Raw genomic sequence first — 24,510 nt, 5'->3', positions numbered from 1 at the left:
GCATTATAAGTGGATTCGAAAGCGCGTCAACTCTTTTTTCAAAAGCATTTCAAATCGCCCTCCCCTGCCTACCGGCAATCCTCGGCAGCACCCGTGAAACCACTGGGACCCGCATCAACATGAGCACAGCACCAATGGATGCATAAATAGCCCACTCTCTGAGATCCGAGCGAACGATCCACAGGAAGTGAAGCAACCCCAGGCCAAGCACCCCGTACACCAACTTGTGCAGCTTCTTCCACCGCGCCCCCAGTCGCCGCTGGCTATAGCGATTCGAGGTAACCGCCAGCACCAGCAGCCCGAGAAAGCCGAGCGCACCGACAATAATGTAAGGCCGCTTGCGCAGCTCGACCGCCAACTGCCCCCAATCCAACCCAAGGATAAAGAACAGATAAGACAGGATGTGCAGCACGATGTAGGCAAACACCCACAGTCCTAGCTGCCGCCGCACGATGATCCAACCTGACCACCCCGTGAGTTTCTGCAGCGGCGTCATGCTCAATGTAACCAGCAGGAAGGTCAGCGCGCCAAGCCCAAGGCGATCCATCATGATCTTTCCAGGGTCTGGCCCCAGCAGGCTCATCGCAGCCTCATACAACCACCACACGGGGAACAGGCAGCCCACGACAAAGATGCCCAGTCGCAACCAGGGATAGCGCATCAATAGTTCTTCCGCAGATCGAGCCCGGAATACAGCGACGCCACTTCATCGGCGTAGCCATTGAACATCTGTGTCTGTCGTACATTGGGGCTGAACAGCCCGCTGGGCAAGCGCCGCTCGCGTGCCTGAGTCCAACGCGGATGGTCAACGGTCGGATTCACGTTGGCATAGAAACCATACTCATCCGGTGCCAGCCCCTGCCAGGTTGTCCCCGGTTGCTCGGCCACCAGACTGATTCGCACGATCGACTTGATGCTTTTGAAGCCGTACTTCCAGGGCACCACCAGACGTAACGGTGCACCATTCTGGTTGGGCAGCTCCCGGCCATACATCCCTACGGCCAGAATCGCCAGTGGATGCATCGCCTCATCCAGGCGCAAGCCTTCTCTATATGGCCAGTCGATCAGGGCAAAGCCCGAGCGCTGCCCAGGCATATGCTGCGGATCTTTTAGCGTCTCGAACCGTACATACCTCGCTTTCGAAGTCGGCTCGACCTGCTTGAGCACCTGCGCCAACGGAAAACCCAGCCAGGGAATGACCATCGACCACGCCTCGACACAACGCAGCCGGTAGATGCGCTCTTCAAGCTGATAAGGTTTGATGAAGTCTTCCAGCGCATAGCGCCCCGGCTTGCCCACCTCGCCGTCCACCACCACCGACCAGGGCTCGGTCTTCAGGCTATCGCCATTGGCGGCCGGGTCGCCCTTGTCGGGCCCGAACTCATAGAAGTTGTTGTAGTGAGTGGCATCCTTGAACGGCGTGATCGTCTCATCCTTGACCGTCACCGCCTGCCAGCGTGCGGCAGCGAGCTTGTCGGTGAACCAGCCTGGCGCTGCGCCGGGCGCCACATCGGCATAGCGCGACACATCAGCCGCACTCGCCCCACCCGGCAGCGCGCCCAGGGCCAGGCCGGCCAGAGAGCTACCGAGCAGAGTACGACGGGAAAGGTAGATGCCTTCGGGGGTGATCTCCGCTGTTTTGCAGTCGGAAGACCTGGGAAGCTTGATGAGCATGTTCGGCTCCACAGCACTGGATAACGGATGTACCAGTAAGACTATGGAGCCGGAGGGTTATTCCAGCATTAAATAATTATCACGCCTTGCGCCGACGCCCGCGCAGCAGGAACTGGATCGGCCCCGAAGCCGCATAGGCGAGGAAGATCAGCAGCAGGATGCGCGGCGGGTCGCTGAACACCACGGCAAACACCAGCACCACCGCGAGGATTGCCACGAACGGCACGCGCCCCTTGAGGTCCAGCTCCTTGAAGCTGTTGTACTTGATGTTGCTGACCATCAGCATGCCGGCAGCGGCAACCAGCAGCGCCACCAGGAACGACAGCTTGGAGCCCTGGATGCCGTAGTCGCTGAAGGCCCAGACGGTACCGGCGACCACCCCGGCGGCGGCCGGGCTGGCCAGGCCGATGAAGTAGCGTTTGTCGGCAGTGCCGACCTGGGTATTGAACCGCGCCAGACGCAACGCAGCACCGGCAACATAGATGAAGGCGACCATCCAGCCGACCTTGCCCATGTCACCCAGCGCCCAGCCAAAGGCCAGCAAGGCCGGGGCCACGCCGAAAGCGACCATATCCGACAGCGAGTCGTACTCGGCACCGAAGGCGCTCTGGGTATTGGTCATGCGCGCCACACGGCCATCCAGGCCGTCGAGCACCATGGCCACGAAGATCGCAATGGCAGCAAAGGCGAAATACTTGCTCGCCTCGCGTGGGTCACCAGCGCTCTGCGCACTCATCGAGCTGATGATGGAATAGAAGCCGGCAAACAGGTTGGCGGTAGTGAACAGGTTGGGCAGCAGATAGATGCCGCGATGGCGCACCTTGCGCCCTTCGGCGTCATGCCCTTCTTCAACGTGCTCATCGACAGGTAGCAGGCTTTCGGCGTCGGAGGGCTTGTTCGGCTCTTCGGGACGTTCGCTCATGGAGGGTACCTTGCAACAGGATGGAAAATGTTCGACACGGGCCCGCGAAACAGGTTCTGACGGCGAGCCACTGGTCTGCTTTATACCAGAAGCTGACTGCCAGAACGAAAAAACGCGGCCGAAGCCGCGTTTTTCATCTTTCGATAAGACTTAGTTCTTGGTCTTGTCGACGATTTTGTTAGCCGAGATCCACGGCATCATCGAACGCAGTTGCTCGCCGATGATTTCGATGCCGTGAGCGGCGTTGTTACGGCGCTTGGCGGTCATCGATGGGTAGTTGGTAGCACCTTCGGAGATGAACATCTTCGCGTACTCGCCGTCCTGGATGCGCTTCAGAGCGTTGCGCATAGCCTTGCGGGATTCTTCGTTGATGACTTCCGGACCGGTGACGTACTCACCGTACTCGGCGTTGTTGGAGATCGAGTAGTTCATGTTGGCGATGCCGCCTTCGTACATGAGGTCAACGATCAGCTTCAGCTCGTGGAGGCACTCGAAGTAGGCCATTTCTGGCGCGTAGCCAGCTTCAACCAGGGTTTCGAAACCGGCCTTGACCAGCTCGACGGTACCACCGCACAGAACAGCCTGCTCACCGAACAGGTCGGTTTCAGTCTCGTCCTTGAAGGTGGTTTCGATGATGCCGGTACGGCCACCACCGACGCCAGCGGCGTAGGACAGGGCGACGTTCTTGGCGTTGCCCGAAGCGTCCTGGTAGATAGCGATCAGGTCAGGGATGCCGCCGCCTTTGACGAACTCGGAGCGAACGGTGTGGCCCGGGGCTTTCGGCGCGATCATGATCACGTCGAGGTCGGCACGCGGAACAACCTGGTTGTAGTGAATCGAGAAACCGTGCGAGAAGGCCAGGGTAGCGCCCTTCTTGATGTTCGGCTCGATCTCGTTCTTGTACAGCTGGCCCTGGAACTCGTCCGGGGTCAGGATCATGACCAGGTCGGCAGCAGCGACGGCGGTAGCCACGTCGGCAACTTTCAGGCCGTGGGCTTCGGCCTTGGCAACGGTAGCCGAACCTTTACGCAGACCGACGGTAACGTCTACACCGGAGTCCTTCAGGTTGCACGCCTGAGCGTGGCCTTGCGAACCGTAACCGATGATGGCGACTTTCTTACCCTGGATGATGGAAAGGTCGCAGTCTTTATCGTAGAAAACTTTCATGAAAATACCCCTGGTTATATCTCGGCCCCTGCGGAGCCATCGCTAATTTTTGAATTTAGATGCTGAGCACTTTGTCGCCACGGGCAATGCCGGTAACGCCGCTGCGCACGGTTTCGAGAATCGATGCGGTGCCGATCGCCTGGATGAAGCTGTCCAGTTTGTCGCTGGTGCCGCTGAGCTGCACGGTGTACACGCTGGCGGTCACATCGACGATCTGGCCACGGAAGATATCCGTGGTGCGCTTGATCTCGGCGCGCTGGGCACCGGTGGCCTTGACCTTGACCAACATCAGTTCACGCTCGATGTGAGCGCTTTCCGACAGGTCGACGAGTTTCACCACTTCGACCAGCTTGTTCAGGTTCTTGGTGATCTGTTCGATCACTTCGTCATGGCCAACGGTGGTCAGCGTCAGACGCGACAGGGTCGGGTCTTCGGTCGGCGCCACGGTCAGGCTTTCAATGTTGTAGTTGCGCTGGGAGAACAGGCCGACCACACGGGACAGAGCACCGGGTTCGTTTTCCAGCAGCAGGGAAATGATGTGCCGCATATCAGGTACGCTCCGTCTTGCTCAGCCACATGTCACGCATCGAGCCATCCTTGATCTGCATCGGATAGACGTGCTCGCTGCGGTCAATCGCGATGTCGATGAACACCAGGCGGTCTTTCATCGCAAACGCTTCTTCCAGCTTCGGCTTGAGGTCCTTCAGGCTGGTGATGCGGATACCTACATGGCCATAGGCCTCGGCCAGCTTGATGAAGTCAGGCAGCGACTCGACGTAAGAGTGCGAGTGACGACCGTTGTAGGCCATGTCCTGCCATTGGCGGACCATGCCCAGCACACCGTTGTTCAGGTTGACGATCTTCACCGGCAGGCCGTACTGCATGCAGGTGGACAGCTCCTGGATGTTCATCTGGATGCTGCCTTCGCCAGTCACGCAGGCCACGTCCTGGTCCGGGAAGTTGAGCTTGACGCCCATTGCCGCCGGGAAGCCGAAGCCCATGGTGCCCAGGCCACCGGAGTTGATCCAGCGGTTCGGCTTGTTGAAGCGGTAGTACTGCGCCGCGAACATCTGGTGCTGGCCAACGTCGGAGGTGACGAAGGCATCGCCATGGGTCACTTCGCACAGCGTCTCGATGACCTTCTGCGGCTTGATGACGTTGCCGTCGCCCTTGTCGTAAGGGAACAGTTCGCCATTGCCACGCCATTCGTCAATCTGCTTCCACCAGGCATCCAGCGCCACCTTGTCAGGCTGCTCGCCGATTTCCTTGAGGATGCCGAGCATCTCGCTGAGCACGCTGTCGACCGGGCCGACGATCGGCACGTCGGCCTTGATCATCTTGGAGATCGACGCAGGGTCGATGTCGACATGGATGATCTTGGCGTTCGGGCAGAACTTGGCCGGGCCGTTGACCACGCGATCATCGAAACGCGCACCGACAGCGAAGATCACGTCGGCATTGTGCATGGCCATGTTGGCGGTGAAGCTGCCGTGCATGCCGAGCATGCCGAGGAACTGGCGGTCAGTGCCCGGGAAGCCACCCAGCCCCATCAGGGTGTTGGTGACGGGCAGGTTCAGTGACTTGGCGATTTCGGTCAGCGCTTCGGAGCCACCGCCGAGAATCACACCACCACCGGCGTAGACGATCGGACGCTTGGCAGCCAGGAGCATCTCGGCAGCCTTGCGGATCTGGCCGGAGTGACCACGTACAGCCGGGCTGTACGAGCGCAGCTTGACCTTCTTCGGATAGACGTACTCGAACTTCTCGGCCGGGTTGGTCATATCTTTTGGAATGTCGACCACGACCGGGCCTGGACGACCGGATTGCGCCAGGTAGAAGGCTTTCTTGAGTACTTCAGGGATCTCGGTCGGGCTCTTGATCATGAAGCTGTGCTTCACGATCGGCCGCGAGATACCGATCATGTCGGTTTCCTGGAAGGCATCGGTGCCAACCATGGTGCTAGGCACCTGGCCGGACAGAATGACCATCGGAATCGAATCCATGTAGGCGGTGGCAATACCGGTAATGGCATTGGTCGCGCCCGGGCCGGAGGTTACCAGCACCACACCGGCCTTGCCGGTGGCGCGGGCGTAGCCGTCCGCCATATGGGTTGCCGCTTGCTCGTGACGAACCAGGATGTGTTCCACTTCCGGCTCTTTGAACAGCGCGTCGTAAACATGCAGGAGAGCACCACCAGGGTACCCGTAGATGTGCTTAACGCCTTCGTCACGCAAGAAGCGGACGACCATTTCAGCGCCAGATAAAAGCTCCACGTTGTTCACCTCTAAAACGCCAGAATACCGTCCCTAGTGGACGGGTCTTAATAGGTTTACTGCCAAGCAGAGCATGAGCGAACGTCAGCACTGACTGAGCAAGTATTGGGAGCTCCCCAGAGTGTTGCGGGGGGTTCCCACCCAGCGCGAGGTAACGCGTTGCGGGGTGTAACAGGCGGCGCGGGTATGCGCCTCATGATCTGCTTAGCGGGTCTGCTTCTGGCAGTCCCTCTACAGCGGAATCTGGATTCTTGTGATTTGGCGCCTACAAGTCAAGAAAAATTATTGCTAATTTTTCCCCAAGATGAATTCCTGCCACCACTAAAAACCGAGTCAGAAGCAGAAAAAATAAGATTTCCATAAAAAAGGGCCACAATCTGCGGCCCTTGAAGGAAAAACTGAAGAAATCAGGCGGAAGGAGCAATCAATTGATCGAATGCTGCCAACAGCCGGCGTAGCTCGCGACTTTCTTCCGGACGACTGGTGAACACGGTCTCCGCCATCACCAGGATGCTTGAGGCATTGGGCAGCGGGTGGCCGAGCTCGATGATGATCTTCATGCGCGGCAGGAAGATCCACTGCAACCACTGCTCGAAACTGAGCGTGTCGACCGCGAACGGTACGGTACTGGCCAGCGCTTCGTCGCTGGGCGGCTCGTCATCCCACCAGCCCTGGACCTGCAACTCACGCTCGATGAGCAGCAGGTGGTCGGCGATATCGAGAATGCGTTGCTCGACCATCACGAATTGACCCGCGCTTTCTGCCGTGCCAGCGCGGCACCGGCGCTGTCACCCTGCTTCTCGCGGGCCAGGGCGATGGTGTTCCACAGCTCGGCCTGCAGGTCGGGGCGACCGTTGGCGTAGGTCAGCGCACGGCGGGCCAGTTGCTCGGCCTGGGGCGCGTCGCCTTGCGACAGGCGCACCTGGGCCAGGCGGAACAGCACCTGCGGCTCGCGCGGGGCGATACGCTGGGCACGCTCCAGGCTCGAGGCGGCACCATTGTAGTCACCGCTACCCTGCTGCGACTGGGCGGTGGTCAGCAGCGCCAGCACCGGGCCGTCGAGCTGTTCATCGGCCGACAGCCCACCGGAAGCCGCGTTGCTGCGCGGAATGCCGGTCGGTGCATTGGAAGCTGCCGGCGCGCTGCTCATCGAAGCGATATCGAACGGTTCGTCGGCGATCGGGTTGGGGTTGGTGGTCATCGGTGCCGAAGTGACAGGGCCGGGCGTGATCGGGCCGGTACTGATCGGCGCCGCGCCATTGCCTGCCGGGAAGGTCTGGATGCCAGCGGCACCGGCGCCTTGCGGAATCATCACGGTCACGCCCGAGTCCTCGGGCAGCGACTGTGCCTGCGCGGTGCCGTTGCTCATGCCCGCAGCCGAACGGTGGGCCTGGACACGCTCACTATTGGACACCCGGGTGCTCGAGTCCACCACCGGAATGTTGCCACGCTGCACGCTGGAGCAACCTTGGAGCACTACCAGCGCCGTCACGGCAGGAAACAGCCACTTGTTCAATTCACACCTCATCAATGCTGCTAAGGGCTCAGTTCATCCAGCCCTTGACCCAGTCCATGACCGACTCTACGGGATTCTGCTCGCCGCCGCAGGTCGCACCGGCGGGCGGTTCACTGCCGCGAATATACGGCATCTGCACGGCTCCCGGACAGCTTCTGTCAGAGCCGTGGCCGCTGTACGGATCGATCCACGCCTGCACCACGTTATCTGGCTGCGGCATGTCCAACGGCAACGGATCGGCCTTCTTCATGAAGCTGGTCCAGACCTGCAAGGCGCCGGTGGCACCGGTAAATGGCGTTTTGCCGTTATCGTCACGGCCCATCCACACCACAGCCAGCAGGTCCTGGCTGAAGCCGGAGAACCAGCTATCGCGCGAGTCGTTACTGGTACCGGTCTTGCCCGCAAGGGTCAGCGAGCTTGGCAGCACGTTGTAGACCGAGCGGCCGGTACCCTCACGCATCACCCGCTGCATGGCGTTCTGCACCAGGTAGATGGCACCTGGGTCGAAGGTCTGCTGGATCTGGAACGGGTAGCGCTTGAGCGGCTCGCCTTCGGCGGTGAGCACGCTGCGAATGCCACGCATCGGCGTGTTGAAGCCACCGTTGGCGATGGTCTGATACATGGTCGCGACCTGCATTGGCGACATGCCGCCAGCGCCCAGCAGCATCGCAGGGAAGGCTGGCCAGTCGACGTTGACGCCGAGGCGGCCGATGGTCTTGATCACGTTCGGCACACCCACTTCCAGGCCGAGTTTCGCGGTCGACAGGTTCAGCGAGTTGGCCAGCCCCTGGTACAGGTAGATCGTACCGTGCGAGCGGCGGTCATAGTTTTGCGGGCGCCACACCTGGCCGTCCGCCCCTTTGACCGAGAACGCCTCATCCTGCACCCAGGTGGTCAGGGTGTACTTGCTAGGCTGTTCCAGTGCGGTCAGGTAGACCGCCGGCTTGACCAGCGAGCCGATCGGTCGCACGGCATCTATGGCACGGTTGAAACCGGCAAAGCCGGACTGGCGGCTGCCGATCAGTGCCTGCACTTCGCCGGTTTCCGGGTTGGTCACCACCATCGCCGATTCCACTTCGTCGGCACCTTTGCGCCCGGACAAGCGCTTGAAGGTTTCGGCCATGGAGGTTTCGGCCTTCATCTGCAGGATCGGGTCGAAGCTGGTGAAGATGCGCAGGCCTTCTTCGGTCAAGTCTTCGTCGCGGTAGTCCTGGCGCAGCTGACGTTTGACCAAATCCAGGAAGGCCGGGAACGAGCTGTCGGCGAGGCTGCCGCGCTTGGTCACGCCCAGCGGCATCTTCTTCGCCGCATCGACTTCCGCCTGGCTGGCCACGCCCTGCTCGGCCACCAGGTCGAGCACCAGGTTGCGCCGCGCCAGCGCGCGATCAGGGTAGCGCCGCGGGTTGTAATAGGACGGCCCTTTGACCATGCCTACCAGCAAGGCGATCTGGTGCAGCTTCAGCTCCGACAGCGGCTGGCTGAAGAAGAACTGGCTGGCCAGGCCGAAGCCGTGCACGGCGCGCTGGCCATCCTGGCCGACGAACACTTCGTTCAGGTAGGCCTCGAGGATCTCGCGCTTGTCGTAGTGCATCTCCAGGAGCACGGCCATCATCGCTTCGGTCAGCTTGCGGCTGAGGCTGCGCTCGCTGGTCAGGTAGAAGTTCTTCACCAGCTGCTGGGTCAGGGTACTGCCGCCCTGGCGCATGGAACCTGCCGAGGTGTTGACCCACATGGCACGGGCGATGGACTTGGGTGACACACCGAAGTGACTGTAGAAGTCCCGGTCTTCGGTGGCGACCAGGGTCTCGAGCAGGTACGGCGGCACCTGGTCGATCTTGATCAGGATGCGGTCTTCGAGGTTCTTCGGGTAGATACCGCCGATCATCAGCGGTTCGAGGCGTACCACATCGAGTTTCTTGCCGTTGGCGCCGGCGAGATCTGCCACGTAGTCGCCAGAGAAGCGTACACGCACGAACTGCGCAGGCTCCATGCCCTCGTAGAACTGGAAACCACGGGTGTTGAGGTCGACGGTATTGCCGTTGACCGCTGCCGCACCCGGGCCGTTGGCCGCGCTTTCACGCCGGTAACCCAGGGCATCGAGTTCGGTGAGGAAGTCGCTCTTGCTCAGTTTCTGGCCACTGAACAGCTCCAGCGGCCGGGCATACACCTTGGCCGGGATGGTCCAACGCTTGCCGGAGAACTTCTCCTGAACGACAGCATCGAGGTAAACCGCGAAGCCAGCGACGATCACCAGGCCGACCAGGCTGAGCTTCAAGGCCCAGCCCAGCCAGGCGCGCGAGCGGCCGGTCGGGCGTTTCTGAGGGGTACGAGGATTTCGGGTTCGAGTCATGGCGGCGGATTATACGCACTTTACAAAGGGGAGGCAGGCGCCCTCTGGCGGTAGGCAGGGACGGCACCATTGACCATAATGGCGCTTTCGAATTCCCTGCCCCCGGAAGGATTTCTAGTGAGCCAAGCCTTGATCAACGCGTTGCAGAACCCAGCCCTGTACTCTCACCCCGTGGACGGGTTCCAGCTCATCGAGACGCACATCTCCTGGGTCCTGCTCACCGGCGTGTACGCCTACAAGATCAAGAAACCGATGAACTTCGGTTTCCTCGACTTCACCAGCCTGGACCAGCGCCAGCATTTCTGTAACGAAGAGTTGCGCCTGAACCAGCGCCTGACCAAGGGCCTGTACCTTGAAGTCCTGCCGATCACCGGCAGTGCCGAAGCGCCACAGATCGGTGGTGAAGGCGAAGCGATCGAATATGCACTTAAGATGTGCCAGTTCCCCCAGGGCCAGATGCTCAGCACCCTGCAGGCCAACGGCGAACTGAATACTAGCCACATCGACCAGATGGCCCGACAGATTGCCGAATTCCACCTGCTGGCACCGAAAGTGTCGCCGGAGCATCCGCTGGGTACCCCGGAAAGCGTGATGGCGCCGGTCGAGCAGAACTTCGAGCAGATCCGCCCGTTCCTCAGCGAAAAAGCCGACCTGCTGCAGCTGGACAACCTCCAGGCCTGGTCACGCAGCAGCTTCGAGCGCCTGCATGGCCTGCTGCAGGCGCGCAAGGCCAATGGCTTCATCCGTGAATGCCACGGTGACATTCACCTGGGCAACGCCACCCTGATCGACGGCAAGGTGGTGATCTTCGACTGCATCGAGTTCAACGAGCCGTTCCGCCTGACCGACGTCTATGCCGACGTCGGCTTCCTGGCCATGGACCTGGAAGACCGTGGCCTCAAGTGCCTGGCCCGTCGCTTCATCAGCCAGTACCTGGAGCTGACCGGCGACTACGCCGGCCTGGAGCTGCTGAACTTCTACAAGGCCTACCGTGCACTGGTGCGAGCCAAGGTTGCCCTGTTCAGCCTGTCGGCCGATGCCGACGCCGTGCAGCGCGCCACCACCCTGCGCACCTACCGCAACTACGCCAACCTGGCAGAAAGCTACAGCGCCATCCCTTCCCGCCTGCTGGCAATCACCCATGGCGTATCGGCAGTAGGCAAGAGCCACGTGGCCATGCGCCTGGTCGAAGCGCTGGGCGCGGTTCGCGTGCGTTCGGATGTGGAACGCAAGCGCCTGTTCGGTGAACAGCAGGCACCAAACGCCGGTCAACTGGCGGCCGGCATCTATGACCAGGACGCCAGCGTGGCAACCTACGAGCGCCTGCACGAGCTGGCGGCGACGATCTTGCGTGCCGGTTTCCCGGTGGTGCTCGATGCCACTTACCTCAAGGCTGAACAGCGCCAGGCCGCCGCAGCCGTGGCCAACGCCACTGGCGTGCCATTCCTGATCCTCGACTGCCATGCCCCGGAAGCGGTGATCGCCAGCTGGCTGGAGCAGCGCCAGGCCGAGAACAGCGACCCGTCGGATGCCACGCTGGAGGTGGTCAAGGCCCAGCAGGCCAGCCGTGAGCCACTGGATGCCCAGGAACTGGCACTCAGCACCCGCATCGATACCCAGGAAGCCAGCGGCATGGACCAGGTGATCGACCAGATTCGCCAGCGTCTGCCAGGCCTGTAAGTTCGCTTTACACCTGTTCCGGCCTGTTGCCGGAACAGGTTCCGCCCCGGCCAGGACAGCTCGTCGTACCCGATGGCAAAAGGCCGCGCATTTCCCAAGCCCCGCTACACTCCTCTCAGACCTGCTCGCGATTTATCCCCCTAGACCCGTTCAGCCATCGCAAGGAGGCTCGATGAACGATGAATTGCAGCACCTGAAGAATCTTGGCAAGACCTCTGCGCAGTGGTTGCATGCAGCCGGTATCCACAGTGCATCGGACTTGCGCAGGTTGGGCGCGGTGGGTGCCTACCAGGCCGTGAAAACCCGAGGTTTCCGGGCGTCGAAGGTGCTGTTGTACGCCATTGAAGGTGCATTGCTGGACATGCACTGGAACGATTTGCCAGCCGAACGCAAGGAAGCGCTCAACCAACAACTCGATGCGAAATGCCCAATCCCAAAAAAAATCTGAAATAAACACACGAAGGGGATTGACGCTGAAATGAGAATCGTTATGATTACCACAACTGGTCGCGAGACTGGTTGGATAAGCTAAGAGCCCCTGGTTCGGACTCTCAGATTATCTCCTCATCAGGCTAATCACGGTTATTGACCCGGCATTTTGCCGGGTCTTTTTTTACCCGCAGTTTTTCCCCGCCCAGGCGAGTAACCGTTATTGGCGCAATTGGGCGCAGTAGTCCTGATCAGGCATCGCCGCCGTATACCAGACATAGTCGGCCATCCCAGGCTCTACCTGTTCGCCCACCTCGGCCAGCAGCACAACCTTGCTCTCGCCTGCCGCACCCAGGTCGGCGAGGTGCAAAGGCACCCCCAGGTCCTTGCGCGCATGGTAAGCACCTGCCAACAGCAATGCCGGCTGCGGCGCTGCCATCAGCCGCTCGGCAATACGCCGATCCCGCTGCTGTTGCACGGCCAGCATCGCTGGCAGCTGGTTTTCCGGCAGCAGGCCACAATGCCCCTGCTTCACCTGTTCGAGCAGTGCTGCCCTCACCGCTGGCGCATTTGACCGGGTTCCCGACAGCGCCGCCGGGTGCCGATAGGCCTGGCGCATTTCGCTGGGTGACAGGTTGGCCGCCAGTAGCGGCACGTGATGTTGCAAAGCCTCACGTACGATAGGGCCGTAAAGCTGCCAGTCCCAACCGTCTTCCCAGGCCAGGGCCTTGGGCAGGTCCTGCGGCAACTGCGCCTGCCCCGCGAGCGCATCGACACGGGCCTGCTGCTCGGGTTGCAGCATTTCCAGCAGCAGGCTGCCCTGCGCCCGGCGTTGCTGCAGCCCACGCATCAACCACAGCTGCAAGGCGTGATGATCCGGGTTGTCATGCTTCTCGCCGACTAACACCCGCGGCGCACCGGCCAGGCCCTCGATCAACTGTTCAGGGCTGATCACCCGCCCGCTGGCCAGATCGTGGATCTGTCCCAGTTCGACGTTGTCCCGCCCTTCGCTGCTCTGCCAGGCAGGCAACGGCGGCAGGCTGGCCTGACAGCCACCCAACGCCAGCGCCAGACCGAGTAATGAACCACACAGCAAAGGATGCCCCATGGGCAGTACCTCCTAGCGGGTAATGATCAGCGGGTGCCCCCGTTCCGGGTGCGCCTGCACCAGCACGTCGATACCGAACACGGCCTTCAGGGATGCAGGCGTCAGTACCTCCGGTGGCGTGGCCAAGGCATGGCAGCGCCCGCTTTCGAGGAGCAGGATGCGATCACAGTAGCGCGCGGCCAGGTTCAGGTCATGCAGGATCACCAGCACAGCGGCACCGCAGTCGGCAAAACGACGCACAGCTTCCAGGGTCGTATGCTGATGCAGTGGGTCGAGCATCGAGGTCGGTTCATCGAGCAGCAGCGTGGTGCCCTTCTCTCCCGGCCAGAGCTGAGCCAGCACGCGGGCCAGATGCACCCTTTGCCGCTCGCCACCCGACAAGGCCAGGTAACTGCGCCCTACCAGGTGCGACGCATCCGCCGCCTTCAGCGCCTCTTCGACGATCTCGGCATCACGCCGTTGCCCGGTGTCGTGGGGCATACGCCCCATGGCCACCACCTCCTCGACCTTGAACGAGAACCCCAGGCTGGACACCTGTGGCAGCACCGCCAGGCGCCTGGCGCGCTCCTGCCCTGCCCAGTCCGCCAGCGGCTGGCCTTGCAGCGTTACCTGCCCGCGATCCGGCGCCAACTCGCCACACAAGACTCCAAGCAGGCTGCTCTTGCCCGCGCCATTAGGGCCAAGTACCCCCACGACCTGACCAGGGCTCAGATGAAGATCAATACCGTGCAATACGTCATTGCTGCCCCGCCTCAGGTGCAGCCCCTCGACTTGCAACATCAACTGCGCCCTCGTATTAACAGCACCAGAAAGAACGGAGCGCCTATAAAGGCTGTGACGATACCGATCGGCAACTCGGCAGGCGCCAGCAGCAGCCGTGCCGCAAGATCGGCAAACAGCATCAGCACGCCCCCGGCCAGCAGCGAGGCGGGCAGTACCACGCGGTGATCTGGCCCTGCCAGCAGACGCACCAGATGGGGTACCACCAGGCCAATGAAGCCGATCAGCCCGGCAGCCGCCACCGCTGCGCCTACGCCCAGTGCCGTGCAGAACACCAGTTCGCGCTTGAGCCGCTCCACGTCGACACCCAGGTGCCGTGCTTCCGACTCCCCCAGCAACAAGGCGTTCAACGCCTTTGCCCGGCGTGGCAACCACATCGCCACACCGCCCGCGATCAGCAGCAAAGGCCAAAGGCGCTCGTAACTGGCTCCATTGAGGCTCCCCAGGTTCCAGAAGGTCAGCGTACGCAGGGTGGCATCATCGGCCAGGTAGGAGAACAAGCCTACGGCAGCACCGCCCAGCGCCGTCATGGCCACACCGGCCAACAACATCGTGGCGACGTTGGTCTGACCGTCGCGACGCCCCAGGCGATACACCAGGGCTGTCACGCCCAGCCCGCCGATGAAGGCACACAGCGACAAGAGATAGGGGGCAAGCGCATCCGGCATGCCACCCAGCCAGCTACCGCCAACGATGGCCACCGCCGCGCCCATCGCTGCTCCTGCGGCAACGCCCACCAGACCAGGGTCGGCCAACGGGTTGCGGAACAACCCCTGCATGGCCACTCCCGACAATGCCAGTACCGCGCCCACGGCCAACCCCAGCAGGGTACGCGGCAGGCGGATCTGCCCCAGGATCATCTCGGCCTGCTGCAGACCGTCTGCAGCAATCGGCAGGCCCAACAGACGCAGGCCTGCGCGCAGGGTATCGATCAGCGGCAGGCTGACCGGCCCCAACGCCAGCGACAGCCACACCGCCAGCAGGCACAGCAATGTCAGGCAAACAAAAAGCGTTCGCGGCTCGATTCGTTGCTTCATTTGGCAGTGCTTGCCGGGTAGAACGCAGTCGCCAGTGCCTGCAAGGCGCTGGGCAGGCGCGGGCCAAGGCCACCCACCAACAATGTCGGGTCGAGCGGCACCAGGCGCTTGTCGCGCACGGCACGGGAAGCAGCCAGCGCCGGGTTTTCCTTGAGCAACGCCTGCAAGGCCTGCTCGCCGCTCAGCGCACGATCAGAGAACACCACAACATCCGGGTCGAGCGCCGCCAGCGCCTCGTTGGAGAAGTTCTTGTAGCCTTGGTGCTCGGCCAGGTTGCGAGCCCCCGCCTGGCGCAGCACCCAGTCACCGGCGGTGCCCTGCCCGGCAATCAGCGGCTTGGCGCCGGCATGCCCGACCAGCAGCAACACACCCGGGGCCTTATGGTTTTGCTGAGCCTGCTTGACCTTCAACTGCAGCGCTTCGAGTTGCTGGCGATAGCCCGCCGCCAACTGTGCGGCTTTTTCCTCAGCCCCCAGCAAGGTACCCAAGTGCTTGAGGTTCTGGTCCACGGCAGCCAGCTCGGCCTGGCTGGAGAACAATTCCACCCGCACACCCGCCTTGCGCACCTGCGCCAATACGGGCGGCGGCCCCATCTCTTCGGTGCCCACCAGCACATCCGGGCGCAGGCTGAGAATGCCTTCGGCCGACAACTGCCGCTGGTAACCGATACTCGGCAAGGCCTTCAGCGAGTCAGGGTGCTGGCTGGTGGTATCGACGCCCACCAGGCGTGGCTCGCCGCCCAGCTCAGTGATCCACTCGCTCAACGCCCCGCCAGCGCTGACCCAGCGCTGCGGCAATTCGGCGGCCAGGGCCTGGGTGGAAGCAACGAAAGCTGCGCACAGGGCGAGCAAGGCAGCGGGACGGCGCATCATCGGATTCCTTCTGAAGGCGGGCCGCACGCCTTGTGGCGAGCGGCGGAACTGCGCACCATAGGCGGCCGGCGCGGCAAATGCGGACAATTTGATAATTATTCGCATTGACGCGTCAAGCCATCACTTTGTTTCACGAGCCTTCCCTGCAATGCATTTTCTCTGTCCTTCCGCGGCCCTGGACGAGGGCCATAGCCGCGCCTTCAGCGTAGACGGCATCGATCTGTTCGGTGTGCGCCGACAGGGCCGGGTGTACCTGTACCGTAACCGCTGCCCTCACCGCGGCATCCCGCTGAACTGGGCGCAGGACGCCTTTCTCGACGACAGCGCCAGCCTGATCCACTGCGCCCATCATGGAGCGCTGTTTCTCATAGACAGTGGTGAATGCGTGGCCGGCCCCTGCGAAGGCGAAATGCTGCAGGCCCTGGACTGCCATGAGGACAGCCAGGGCATCTGGATCAAGGAGTGAGCAATACCGGCAGCGGGCGATCGATGACGATTTGCTGGTCATCCAGGCGCACGCCGTAGGCCAGCACCTCGACCCCGTCCGCCACCGCCGCGCGCAGGGCGTTGGCATAGGCGAGGTCGATCTCGTCGGCAGGGCGTACCGCCTCGATGCCGGTAAGGTTCACGCAGTACAGCTGCACCGCACGGATGCCTTGGCGGGCCAAGGCCGCCAGCTCGCGCAGGTGCTTGGCGCCACGCTGGGTCACTGCGTCCGGGAACGCCGCCACGGCAGTCTCCGGATAACCCAGGGTCACGCTCTTGACCTCGACATAAGCCGGCCCGTCAGCGTACTCCAGGCGAAAATCCACCCGGCTGCGCTCTTCGCCGTAAGCCACTTCACGCTTCAGTGCGGTAAAACCGGCCAGTTCGTGGATCACCCCGGCGTGAAGCGCCTCTTCAACCAGTGCATTGGCGCGCCCGGTATTGATGCAGGCCAGGCGGCCCTGGGGCGTTTCGCTGATTTCCCAGGTACCTGGCAGCTTGCGCTTGGGGTCGTTGGAGCGGCTGAACCACACCTGCTCACCCTCGCGCATGCAATTGAGCATGGAGCCGGTATTCGGGCAGTGGATGGTCAGTTGCTCGCCATTGGCCAGTTCGATGTCGGCCAGGAAGCGCTTGTAGCGGCGCAGCAGGCGCCCTTGCTCTAATGGAGGAAAAAACACCCTTTACCCCTGCCAGCTTTTCAGGCCACGAGCGATGCGCTCGACCGCCTGTTCCAGGCGCGGCAGGCTCTGGGTATAGGCAAAACGCACGTGGTGACCCGCCAAATGGCGGCCGAAGTCCAGGCCCGGAGTAAAGGCCAGGTGCTCGGTTTCGAGGAAATGCCGGCAGAAGGCAAAGGCATCGCCACCGAACGCGCTGATGTCGGCATACAGGTAGAACGCCCCCTGCGGCTCGACGGCGATGCGGAAGCCCAGTTCACGCAGGGCCGGCAGCAGATAATCGCGGCGACGGGCGAATTCGGCACGGCGCTCTTCGAAAATCGCCAGGGTTTCCGGCTGGAAACAGGCCAGCGCCGCATGCTGGGCCATGCTCGGCGCACTGATGTAGAGGTTCTGCGCCAACTTCTCCAGGTCGGCCACGGCATTGGGCGGCGCCACCAGCCAGCCGAGCCGCCACCCGGTCATGCCGAAATACTTGGAAAAACTATTCAGAACGAACGCCGAGTCGTCCACTTCCAGCACACTCGGTGCGTCCATGCCGTAGGTCAGGCCGTGGTAGATCTCGTCCACGACCAGGTGGCCATGGCGCTCACGGGTGGCCTTGGACAGGCTGGCCAGCTCGTCGCGGTCCAGCACGGTGCCCGTCGGGTTGGCTGGCGAAGCGACCAGGGCGCCGACGCTGTCCTTGTCCCAGTAACGCTCGACCAGGTCGGCAGTCAGCTGGTAGTTGACCTCCGGCCCCACCGGCACCAGCTGCGCGCCACCCTCGACCAAGCGCAGGAAGTGGCGGTTGCACGGGTAACCCGGGTCGGCCAGCAGCCAGTGCTTGCCAGGGTCGACCAACAAGCTGCTGGCCAACAGCAACGCCCCGGAGCCGCCCGGAGTGACGAGAATCCGCTCAGGGTCGATCTGCAGGCCATAACGCTGGCCATAGAAACCGGCGATCGCCTCGCGCAGCGCTGGCAGTCCGCGGGCGGCTGTGTAGCGGGTATGACCGGCGGCCAGTGCGGCCTGGCCGGCAGCGACGATCGGTGCGGCGGTGGTGAAGTCTGGCTCGCCGATTTCCAGGTGGATCACGTCATGGCCGGCCGCTTGCAGCTCGTTGGCCCGCGCCAGCAACGCCATGACGTGGAAGGGTTCGATGGCGCGGCTGCGCGCACTGTAGGGGTGGGCCATGACCTTCTCTCAATTGGGTCTAAACTGTTGATTCTACCCTTGCACAGCACCGAACATACGCCGCGCGCTGCGGTCAACACCTAGGATCGGGCGGGGTAGCGCACCCCCGATCTATCTGGTAAGTTCGGCGGCTCGCAGTCGCAGGGCCGGCGGGTGCCGGAGATGGAGCATCCTGCGCATTGGATCAGATGAGTGAGAGGCGGTCTATTCATGTCCACCGTAGAAAAGCAAAAAACCGGTCAGACCATGTACGGTGTCGAGCCCTATAAAGAGACCAAGGGCGAAGAGTACATGGGCGAGCCCATGCGCAAGCACTTCACCAAACTCCTCAATGCCTGGAAAGGTGAGCTGATGGTCAGTGTGGACCGTACCGTGGACCACATGAAGGACGAAGCAGCCAACTTCCCCGACCCGGCCGACCGTGCCAGCCAGGAAGAAGAATTTGCATTGGAGCTGCGCAACCGCGACCGCGAGCGCAAGCTGATCAAGAAGATCGACAAGACCCTGCAGAAGATCCAGGACCAGGATTACGGCTGGTGCGATTCCTGCGGTATCGAGATCGGTCTGCGCCGTCTGGAAGCCCGCCCGACCGCCGACCTGTGCTTCGACTGCAAGGAAATCTCGGAGAAAAAGGAAAAGACCGTCGGCAAAGGCTGACACTTCTTCCATCCGAACGGGGCGCATCATGCGCCCCGTTTCATTTATATGCCCGGCAATGCCATGAAAGACTCCCGCTACATCGGACGCTTCGCCCCCACACCGAGCGGTTTCCTGCACTTCGGCTCGCTGGTTGCCGCTCTCGCCTCCTGGCTCGACGCCCGCGCGGTAGACGGCCGCTGGCTGTTGCGCATGGAAGACACCGACCCGCCCCGGGAGATGCCAGGGGCCCGCGACGCGATCCTGCAGACCCTTGAGCGTTACGGCCTGGAATGGGATGGCGAGGTGGTTTTTCAGAGCCAGCGCCACGAAGCCTATGCCGCCGTGGTCGACCGCCTGTTCAACATGGGCCTGGCCTACGCCTGTACTTGCTCGCGCAAGCAGCTGGAGGCGCACAACGGCATCTACCCAGGCTTTTGCCGTAATGCGGGTCATGCCCGTGAGGGCGCGGCGATCCGGTTGCGGGTGCCAGAACTGATCTACCGCTTTACCGACCGGGTGCAGGGCGAGTTCCAGCAGCACCTGGGGTGTGAGGTGGGCGATTTCGTCATCCAGCGCCGGGATGGGCTGTATGCCTATCAACTGGCGGTGGTGCTGGACGATGCCTGGCAGGGCGTCACCGACATCGTGCGTGGCGCCGACCTGCTCGACAACACCCCACGCCAGCTCTACCTGCAGGAGTTGCTGGGTTTTTCGCAGCCGCGTTACCTGCATATTCCGCTGATCGTGCAGCCGGATGGGCACAAGTTGGGCAAGTCGTACCGCTCGCCGCCATTGCAAGCGGAGCATGCGACGCCGCTGTTGTTGCGGGCGTTGCGGGCGCTTGGCCAGGAAGCAGACCCAGAATTGCTGCTGGCGCCCCCGGCTGAAGTGCTGGCGATTGCCCGCAAGCAATGGCGGCCGGAGGCGATTGCCCGGCAGGCTACTGTCCCAGAGGCTGATTTGCACTAAAGCAGGCCAGTACAGGCGAAATACCTGTCGAAATCAAAAGCCCAGCAAATTCAAAACCTTGGCGAACCCTATGGATTCCCGCTAGCATCCCCTCGGCCATTTGCGCCAATAATAAGTCCAAGCCCGCAGCGCCCAACCATCGAGGCCAGCATGTACATCTATCGTTTGGTCCTGCTTCTGGTCGTGGGGATCTACCTGTTCTCCCCGGCCATCATGGACTGGTGGATCGAACCGACCGGTGCCTGGTACCGCCCCTACCTGCTCTGGCTGATCCTGATCGTCGTCACCTTCATCCTGCAGAGCCAACGAGATGCCGATGAGCTTTAGCCTGACCCAGATGATCCTGATCAGCGCCGCGTACCTTATGGTGCTGTTCGGCGTGGCCTGGATCAGCGAGCGTGGGCTGATCCCGCGCTCCATCATTCGCCACCCGCTGACCTACACCCTGTCGCTGGGCGTCTACGCCAGCGCCTGGGCCTTCTATGGCTCGGTGGGCCTGGCCTACCAGTACGGCTACGGTTTCCTCGCCTGTTACCTGGGGGTGTCCGGTGCATTCCTGCTGGCACCGGTGCTGCTGTATCCGATCCTCAAGATCACCCGCACCTACCAGTTGTCGTCGCTGGCCGACCTGCTGGCGTTCCGCTTTCGCAGCACCTGGGCCGGCGCGCTGACCACGATCATCATGCTGATCGGCGTGCTGCCCTTGCTGGCACTGCAGATCCAGGCGGTGGCCGACTCGATCAGCATCCTCACCGGCGAGCCGGTCAAGGCCCGGGTGGCCTTTGCCTTCTGTACGCTGATCATCCTGTTCACCATCTTCTTCGGCTCGCGCCACATCGCCACGCGTGAGAAACACGAGGGCCTGGTGTTCGCCATCGCCTTCGAATCGGTGATCAAGCTGGTGGCCCTGGGCGGCATCGGCCTGTATGCGCTGTATGGCGTGTTCGGTGGCCCGCATGAGCTGGAAGTATGGCTGCTGCAGAACCAGACCGCCCTGGCGGCGCTGCATACGCCGCTGCAGGAAGGCCCTTGGCGCACCCTGTTGCTGGTGTTCTTCGCCTCGGCCATCGTCATGCCGCACATGTACCACATGGCCTTCACCGAAAACCTCAACCCGCGCGCGCTGGTAAGCGCCAGCTGGGGCCTGCCGCTGTTCCTGCTGCTGATGAGCCTGGCGGTGCCGCTGGTACTGTGGGCCGGCCTGCGCCTGGGCGCGAGTACCAACCCTGAGTACTTCACCCTGGGCTTGGGGCTCGCCGCCAACAACCAGGCATTGACGTTGCTCGCCTACGTTGGCGGTCTGGCATCCGCCAGCGGGCTGATCATCGTCACTACGCTTGCCTTGTCGGGCATGGCCCTCAACCACTTGGTGCTGCCACTGTACCAGCCACCGGCCGAGGGCAATATCTACCGCTGGCTGAAATGGACACGCCGCGCGCTGATCGTCGCCATCATCACTGCCGGGTTTGTCTTCTACCTGACCCAGAACAACCACCAGAGCCTGGCCAACCTGGGTATCGTCGCCTTCGTCGCCACTCTGCAGTTCTTGCCTGGCGTGCTGTCGGTGCTGTACTGGCCGACCGCCAACCGCCGCGGCTTCATAGCCGGGCTGCTGGCCGGGACCCTGGTGTGGATGGTGACCATGCTGCTGCCGCTGCTGGGCAACCTGCAGGGCTTCTATATCCCGTTGCTGGACATGATCTATGTGCTCGACGACACCAGTTGGCACATGGCGGCCATTGCCTCGCTGGCGGCCAACGTACTGCTGTTCACGCTGATTTCGCTGTTCACCAACGCCAGCAGCGAAGAAGTCAGCGCCGCCGAAGCCTGCGCCGTGGACAACGTGCGCCGGCCGCAGCGCCGTGAACTGCATGCCGCCTCGCCGCAGGAATTCGCTACCCAGCTGGCCAAACCGCTGGGCGCCAAGGCGGCGCAGAAGGAGGTCGAGCAGGCCCTGCGCGACCTCTACCTGCCGTTCGACGAGCGCCGCCCCTATGCCCTGCGCCGCCTGCGTGACCGTATCGAGGCCAACCTCTCCGGGCTGATGGGGCCGAGTGTGGCCCAGGACATGGTCGAGACCTTCCTGCCGTACAAGTCCGGTAACGAGAACTACGTCACCGAGGACATCCACTTCATCGAAAGCCGCCTGGAAGACTACCACTCGCGCCTTACCGGCCTTGCCGCCGAACTCGACGCGCTGCGCCGCTACCACCGCCAGACCCTGCAAGAGCTGCCCATGGGCGTCTGCTCGCTGGCCAAGGACCAGGAAATCCTGATGTGGAACAAGGCCATGGAAGAGCTGACCGGCATTGCCGCCAAGCACGTGGTCGGCTCGCGCCTGGTGACCATCAGCGAACCCTGGCGCGGCCTGCTGCAGGGTTTCATCAACGTGCCCGACGAACACCTGCACAAACAGCGCCTGGCGCTGGACGGCCAGCCGCGCTGGCTGAACCTGCACAAGGCGGCCATCGACGAGCCCCTGGCGCCGGGTAACAGCGGCCTTGTGCTGCTGGTGGAGGACCTTACCGAAACCCAGGCACTGGAAGACAAGCTGGTGCACTCCGAGCGCCTGGCCAGCATCGGCCGCCTGGCTGCCGGTGTGGCCCACGAAATCGGCAACCCGATCACCGGCATCGCCTGCCTGGCGCAAAACCTGCGCGAGGAGCGCGAAGACGATGGCGAAATCATCGAGCTGTCCAGCCAGATCCTCGAACAGACCAAGCGCGTGTCGCGCATCGTCCAGTCACTGATGAGCTTCGCCCACGCCGGTGGTAGCCATCAGAACAGCGAAGAGCCGGTGTGCCTGGCCGAAGTGGCGCAAGACGCCATCGGTCTGCTGGCATTGAACCGGCGCAACTTCGAAGTACAGTTCTTCAACCTCTGCGACCCGGACCATTGGGCCGAGGGGGATCCGCAGCGCCTCGCCCAGGTGCTGATCAACCTGCTCTCCAACGCCCGCGATGCCTCCCCGCCCGGCAGTGCCGTGCGGGTGCGCAGTGAAGTCAGCGAGCACACCGTCGACCTGATCGTCGAGGACGAAGGCAGCGGGATACCGAAGAACATCATGGACCGCCTGTTCGAGCCATTCTTCACCACCAAAGACCCGGGCGAAGGAACCGGACTGGGGCTCGCTCTGGTCTATTCCATCGTGGAAGAGCATTATGGGCAAATCACCATCGACAGCCCGGCCGACATCGAACGGCAACGTGGCACCCGGATCCGCGTGACCCTGCCCCGGCATGTCGTAGCGACGTCCCCTGAAATTCGAGACCGTCGAGAGAATTGAATCAATGCCGCACATTCTGATCGTCGAAGACGAAACCATCATCCGCTCGGCCCTGCGTCGGCTGCTCGAACGGAACCAGTACCAGGTCAGCGAAGCCGGCTCGGTGCAGGAAGCCCAGGAACGCTTCAGCATTGCCACCTTCGACCTGATCGTCAGCGACCTGCGCCTGCCGGGCGCCCCGGGTACCGAGCTGATCAAGCTTGGCCAGGGCACACCCGTGCTGATCATGACCAGCTACGCCAGCCTGCGCTCGGCGGTGGACTCGATGAAGATGGGCGCGGTGGACTACATCGCCAAGCCCTTCGACCACGATGAAATGCTCCAGGCCGTAGCGCGCATCCTGCGTGATCGCCAGAATGCCCCTGCTGCCGCGCCAGCCCCGGCCGCCGAGCCGCGGGCCAACGGCAAGGCCGCGCCTGCCGAGAAGGCTGCCAGTGCCGCCAATGGCGAGATCGGCATCATCGGTTCGTGCCCGCCGATGCAGGACATGTACAGCAAGATCCGCAAAGTCGCGCCCACCGACTCCAACGTGCTGATCCAGGGTGAGTCGGGCACTGGTAAAGAGCTGGTTGCCCGCGCGCTGCACAACCTGTCGCGACGTGCCAAGGCGCCGATGATTTCGGTGAACTGCGCGGCGATTCCGGAAACCCTGATCGAATCGGAACTGTTCGGCCACGAAAAGGGCGCATTCACCGGCGCCAGCGCCGGCCGTGCCGGCCTGGTGGAAGCCGCCGACGGTGGCACCCTGTTCCTCGACGAGATCGGTGAACTGCCGCTCGAAGCCCAGGCGCGCCTTCTGCGCGTGCTGCAGGAAGGCGAGATTCGCCGGGTCGGCTCGGTACAGTCGCAGAAAGTCGACGTGCGTCTGATCGCCGCGACCCACCGCGACCTGAAGAACCTGGCCAAGGCCGGGCAGTTCCGCGAAGACCTTTATTACCGCCTGCACGTGATCGCCCTGAAGTTGCCGGCCCTGCGCGAGCGCGGCAGTGACGTCAATGAGATCGCCAATGCCTTCCTCGCCCGCCAGAGCGCGCGCATCGGCCGTGACGACCTGCACTTCTCGGCCGAGGCCGAGCAAGCCATTCGTCATTACAGCTGGCCGGGTAACGTGCGCGAACTGGAAAACGCCGTAGAGCGCGCGGTGATCCTCAGCGAGAGCGCGGAAATTTCCGCCGACATGCTGGGCATCGACATCGAGCTGAGCGACCTTGAAGAGGATGACATCCTCGACAATGCCTTGGTCGTGGCCAGCGCGAGCAGTGCCAGCCATGAGCCGACCGAGGATCTGTCGCTGGAGGACTACTTCCAGCACTTCGTGCTCGAGCACCAGGACCACATGACCGAGACCGAGCTCGCACGCAAGCTCGGTGTCAGCCGCAAGTGCCTGTGGGAACGGCGCCAGCGCCTGGGCATCCCGCGGCGCAAGAGCAACGCGACCAGCGACAACTGATTCGGATCTCCGTTGG

23 protein-coding genes are annotated in these 24,510 nt (G+C 62.6%); 8 read left to right on the top strand and 15 right to left on the bottom strand.

Features of this window, described 5'->3' with window-relative positions:
• Window positions 1–49 precede the first annotated feature (49 nt).
• From msrQ to mrcB, 9 genes are all read right to left on the bottom strand, one after another.
• Window positions 50–661, bottom strand: coding sequence for a protein-methionine-sulfoxide reductase heme-binding subunit MsrQ (gene msrQ / locus BGP85_RS17120; protein ID WP_103448965.1), 612 nt, complete (start codon window positions 659–661; stop codon window positions 50–52).
• Window positions 661–1,674, bottom strand: a complete 1,014-nt coding sequence (gene msrP, locus BGP85_RS17115) for a protein-methionine-sulfoxide reductase catalytic subunit MsrP (RefSeq protein WP_103448963.1) — start codon at window positions 1,672–1,674, stop codon at window positions 661–663. Before msrP ends, msrQ begins: the two co-directional genes overlap by 1 nt.
• Before the next feature lie 79 nt (window positions 1,675–1,753).
• Window positions 1,754–2,596: a CDP-diacylglycerol--serine O-phosphatidyltransferase gene (gene pssA, locus BGP85_RS17110; protein ID WP_027917652.1), complete on the bottom strand. Its 843-nt coding sequence runs from the start codon at window positions 2,594–2,596 to the stop codon at window positions 1,754–1,756.
• A 150-nt stretch (window positions 2,597–2,746) separates the two neighbouring features.
• Window positions 2,747–3,763 (bottom strand): ketol-acid reductoisomerase, encoded by a 1,017-nt coding sequence (gene ilvC / locus BGP85_RS17105; RefSeq protein WP_027917653.1) that lies wholly within the window; start codon window positions 3,761–3,763, stop codon window positions 2,747–2,749.
• Between the two features lie 55 nt (window positions 3,764–3,818).
• Window positions 3,819–4,310 carry an acetolactate synthase small subunit gene (ilvN, locus tag BGP85_RS17100; protein WP_003250040.1) on the bottom strand — a complete coding sequence of 164 codons (492 nt, stop codon included), beginning with the start codon at window positions 4,308–4,310 and terminating at the stop codon, window positions 3,819–3,821.
• A 1-nt stretch (window position 4,311) separates the two neighbouring features.
• Window positions 4,312–6,036 (bottom strand): acetolactate synthase 3 large subunit, encoded by a 1,725-nt coding sequence (locus BGP85_RS17095; RefSeq protein ID WP_103449870.1) that lies wholly within the window; start codon window positions 6,034–6,036, stop codon window positions 4,312–4,314.
• Between the two features lie 407 nt (window positions 6,037–6,443).
• Window positions 6,444–6,776, bottom strand: a complete 333-nt coding sequence (locus BGP85_RS17090; RefSeq protein WP_103448961.1) for a YqcC family protein — start codon at window positions 6,774–6,776, stop codon at window positions 6,444–6,446.
• Window positions 6,776–7,564 (bottom strand): tetratricopeptide repeat protein, encoded by a 789-nt coding sequence (locus tag BGP85_RS17085; RefSeq protein ID WP_103448959.1) that lies wholly within the window; start codon window positions 7,562–7,564, stop codon window positions 6,776–6,778. Before BGP85_RS17085 ends, BGP85_RS17090 begins: the two co-directional genes overlap by 1 nt.
• 16 nt (window positions 7,565–7,580) lie before the next feature.
• Entirely contained in the window at window positions 7,581–9,902 is a 2,322-nt protein-coding gene (gene mrcB, locus BGP85_RS17080; protein ID WP_103448957.1) for a penicillin-binding protein 1B, read from the bottom strand.
• 117 nt (window positions 9,903–10,019) lie between these two features.
• On the opposite strand from mrcB, the gene BGP85_RS17075 reads away from it, so the two are divergent.
• Both BGP85_RS17075 and BGP85_RS17070 read left to right on the top strand, forming a co-directional pair.
• A complete protein-coding gene (locus tag BGP85_RS17075) occupies window positions 10,020–11,582 on the top strand; it encodes a bifunctional aminoglycoside phosphotransferase/ATP-binding protein (protein ID WP_103448955.1) in 1,563 nt (520 codons plus the stop codon).
• Between the two features lie 172 nt (window positions 11,583–11,754).
• The gene (locus BGP85_RS17070; RefSeq protein WP_103448953.1) at window positions 11,755–12,030 is read left to right on the top strand and encodes a TfoX/Sxy family protein; all 276 of its coding nucleotides are present in this window, start codon (window positions 11,755–11,757) and stop codon (window positions 12,028–12,030) included.
• 201 nt (window positions 12,031–12,231) lie between these two features.
• On the opposite strand, the gene BGP85_RS17065 is transcribed toward BGP85_RS17070, so the two are convergent.
• The 4 genes from BGP85_RS17065 to BGP85_RS17050 are packed head-to-tail and all read right to left on the bottom strand — an operon-like array spanning window position 12,232 to window position 15,808.
• Window positions 12,232–13,119 carry a ChaN family lipoprotein gene (locus tag BGP85_RS17065; RefSeq protein ID WP_103448951.1) on the bottom strand — a complete coding sequence of 296 codons (888 nt, stop codon included), beginning with the start codon at window positions 13,117–13,119 and terminating at the stop codon, window positions 12,232–12,234.
• A gap of 12 nt (window positions 13,120–13,131) precedes the next feature.
• A complete protein-coding gene (locus tag BGP85_RS17060; RefSeq protein WP_103448948.1) occupies window positions 13,132–13,899 on the bottom strand; it encodes a heme ABC transporter ATP-binding protein in 768 nt (255 codons plus the stop codon).
• Window positions 13,899–14,882, bottom strand: a complete 984-nt coding sequence (locus BGP85_RS17055; protein ID WP_181004560.1) for a FecCD family ABC transporter permease — start codon at window positions 14,880–14,882, stop codon at window positions 13,899–13,901. Before BGP85_RS17055 ends, BGP85_RS17060 begins: the two co-directional genes overlap by 1 nt.
• Window positions 14,883–14,932: 50 nt before the next feature.
• Window positions 14,933–15,808, bottom strand: coding sequence for a heme/hemin ABC transporter substrate-binding protein (locus tag BGP85_RS17050; protein WP_103448944.1), 876 nt, complete (start codon window positions 15,806–15,808; stop codon window positions 14,933–14,935).
• A 148-nt stretch (window positions 15,809–15,956) separates the two neighbouring features.
• Between BGP85_RS17050 and BGP85_RS17045 the strand changes: the two genes are divergently transcribed.
• Complete coding sequence (locus BGP85_RS17045) at window positions 15,957–16,274, top strand: Rieske (2Fe-2S) protein (RefSeq protein ID WP_103448941.1); 318 nt, start codon at window positions 15,957–15,959, stop codon at window positions 16,272–16,274.
• On the opposite strand, the gene sfsA is transcribed toward BGP85_RS17045, so the two are convergent.
• Together sfsA and BGP85_RS17035 are read right to left on the bottom strand one after the other, a co-directional pair.
• A complete protein-coding gene (gene sfsA, locus BGP85_RS17040; protein ID WP_103448939.1) occupies window positions 16,264–16,974 on the bottom strand; it encodes a DNA/RNA nuclease SfsA in 711 nt (236 codons plus the stop codon). The two genes, BGP85_RS17045 and sfsA, sit on opposite strands and share 11 nt — an antisense overlap.
• A 3-nt stretch (window positions 16,975–16,977) precedes the next feature.
• Window positions 16,978–18,150 (bottom strand): pyridoxal phosphate-dependent aminotransferase, encoded by a 1,173-nt coding sequence (locus BGP85_RS17035; protein WP_103448937.1) that lies wholly within the window; start codon window positions 18,148–18,150, stop codon window positions 16,978–16,980.
• 210 nt (window positions 18,151–18,360) lie between these two features.
• Here BGP85_RS17035 and dksA point away from each other — a divergent pair, with 210 nt between their 5' ends.
• The 5 genes from dksA to BGP85_RS17010 all read left to right on the top strand — a co-directional run bounded on the left by dksA (window position 18,361) and on the right by BGP85_RS17010 (window position 24,494).
• Complete coding sequence (dksA, locus tag BGP85_RS17030) at window positions 18,361–18,807, top strand: RNA polymerase-binding protein DksA (protein WP_103448934.1); 447 nt, start codon at window positions 18,361–18,363, stop codon at window positions 18,805–18,807.
• Window positions 18,808–18,870: 63 nt separating this feature from the next.
• On the top strand, window positions 18,871–19,758 hold the full coding sequence (gluQRS, locus tag BGP85_RS17025; protein WP_103449869.1) for a tRNA glutamyl-Q(34) synthetase GluQRS: 888 nt from the start codon (window positions 18,871–18,873) through the stop codon (window positions 19,756–19,758).
• A 150-nt stretch (window positions 19,759–19,908) separates the two neighbouring features.
• A complete protein-coding gene (locus BGP85_RS17020; RefSeq protein ID WP_003250005.1) occupies window positions 19,909–20,085 on the top strand; it encodes a hypothetical protein in 177 nt (58 codons plus the stop codon).
• Entirely contained in the window at window positions 20,069–23,044 is a 2,976-nt protein-coding gene (locus BGP85_RS17015; protein ID WP_181004533.1) for a sensor histidine kinase, read from the top strand. Before BGP85_RS17020 ends, BGP85_RS17015 begins: the two co-directional genes overlap by 17 nt.
• A gap of 4 nt (window positions 23,045–23,048) precedes the next feature.
• Window positions 23,049–24,494, top strand: coding sequence for a sigma-54-dependent transcriptional regulator (locus BGP85_RS17010; protein WP_103448930.1), 1,446 nt, complete (start codon window positions 23,049–23,051; stop codon window positions 24,492–24,494).
• Window positions 24,495–24,510 lie beyond the last annotated feature (16 nt).

The organism is Pseudomonas putida, from assembly GCF_002906855.1.
Lineage (GTDB): Bacteria > Pseudomonadota > Gammaproteobacteria > Pseudomonadales > Pseudomonadaceae > Aquipseudomonas > Aquipseudomonas putida_N.
This window is presented reverse-complemented; position numbering and strand designations above follow the sequence as displayed.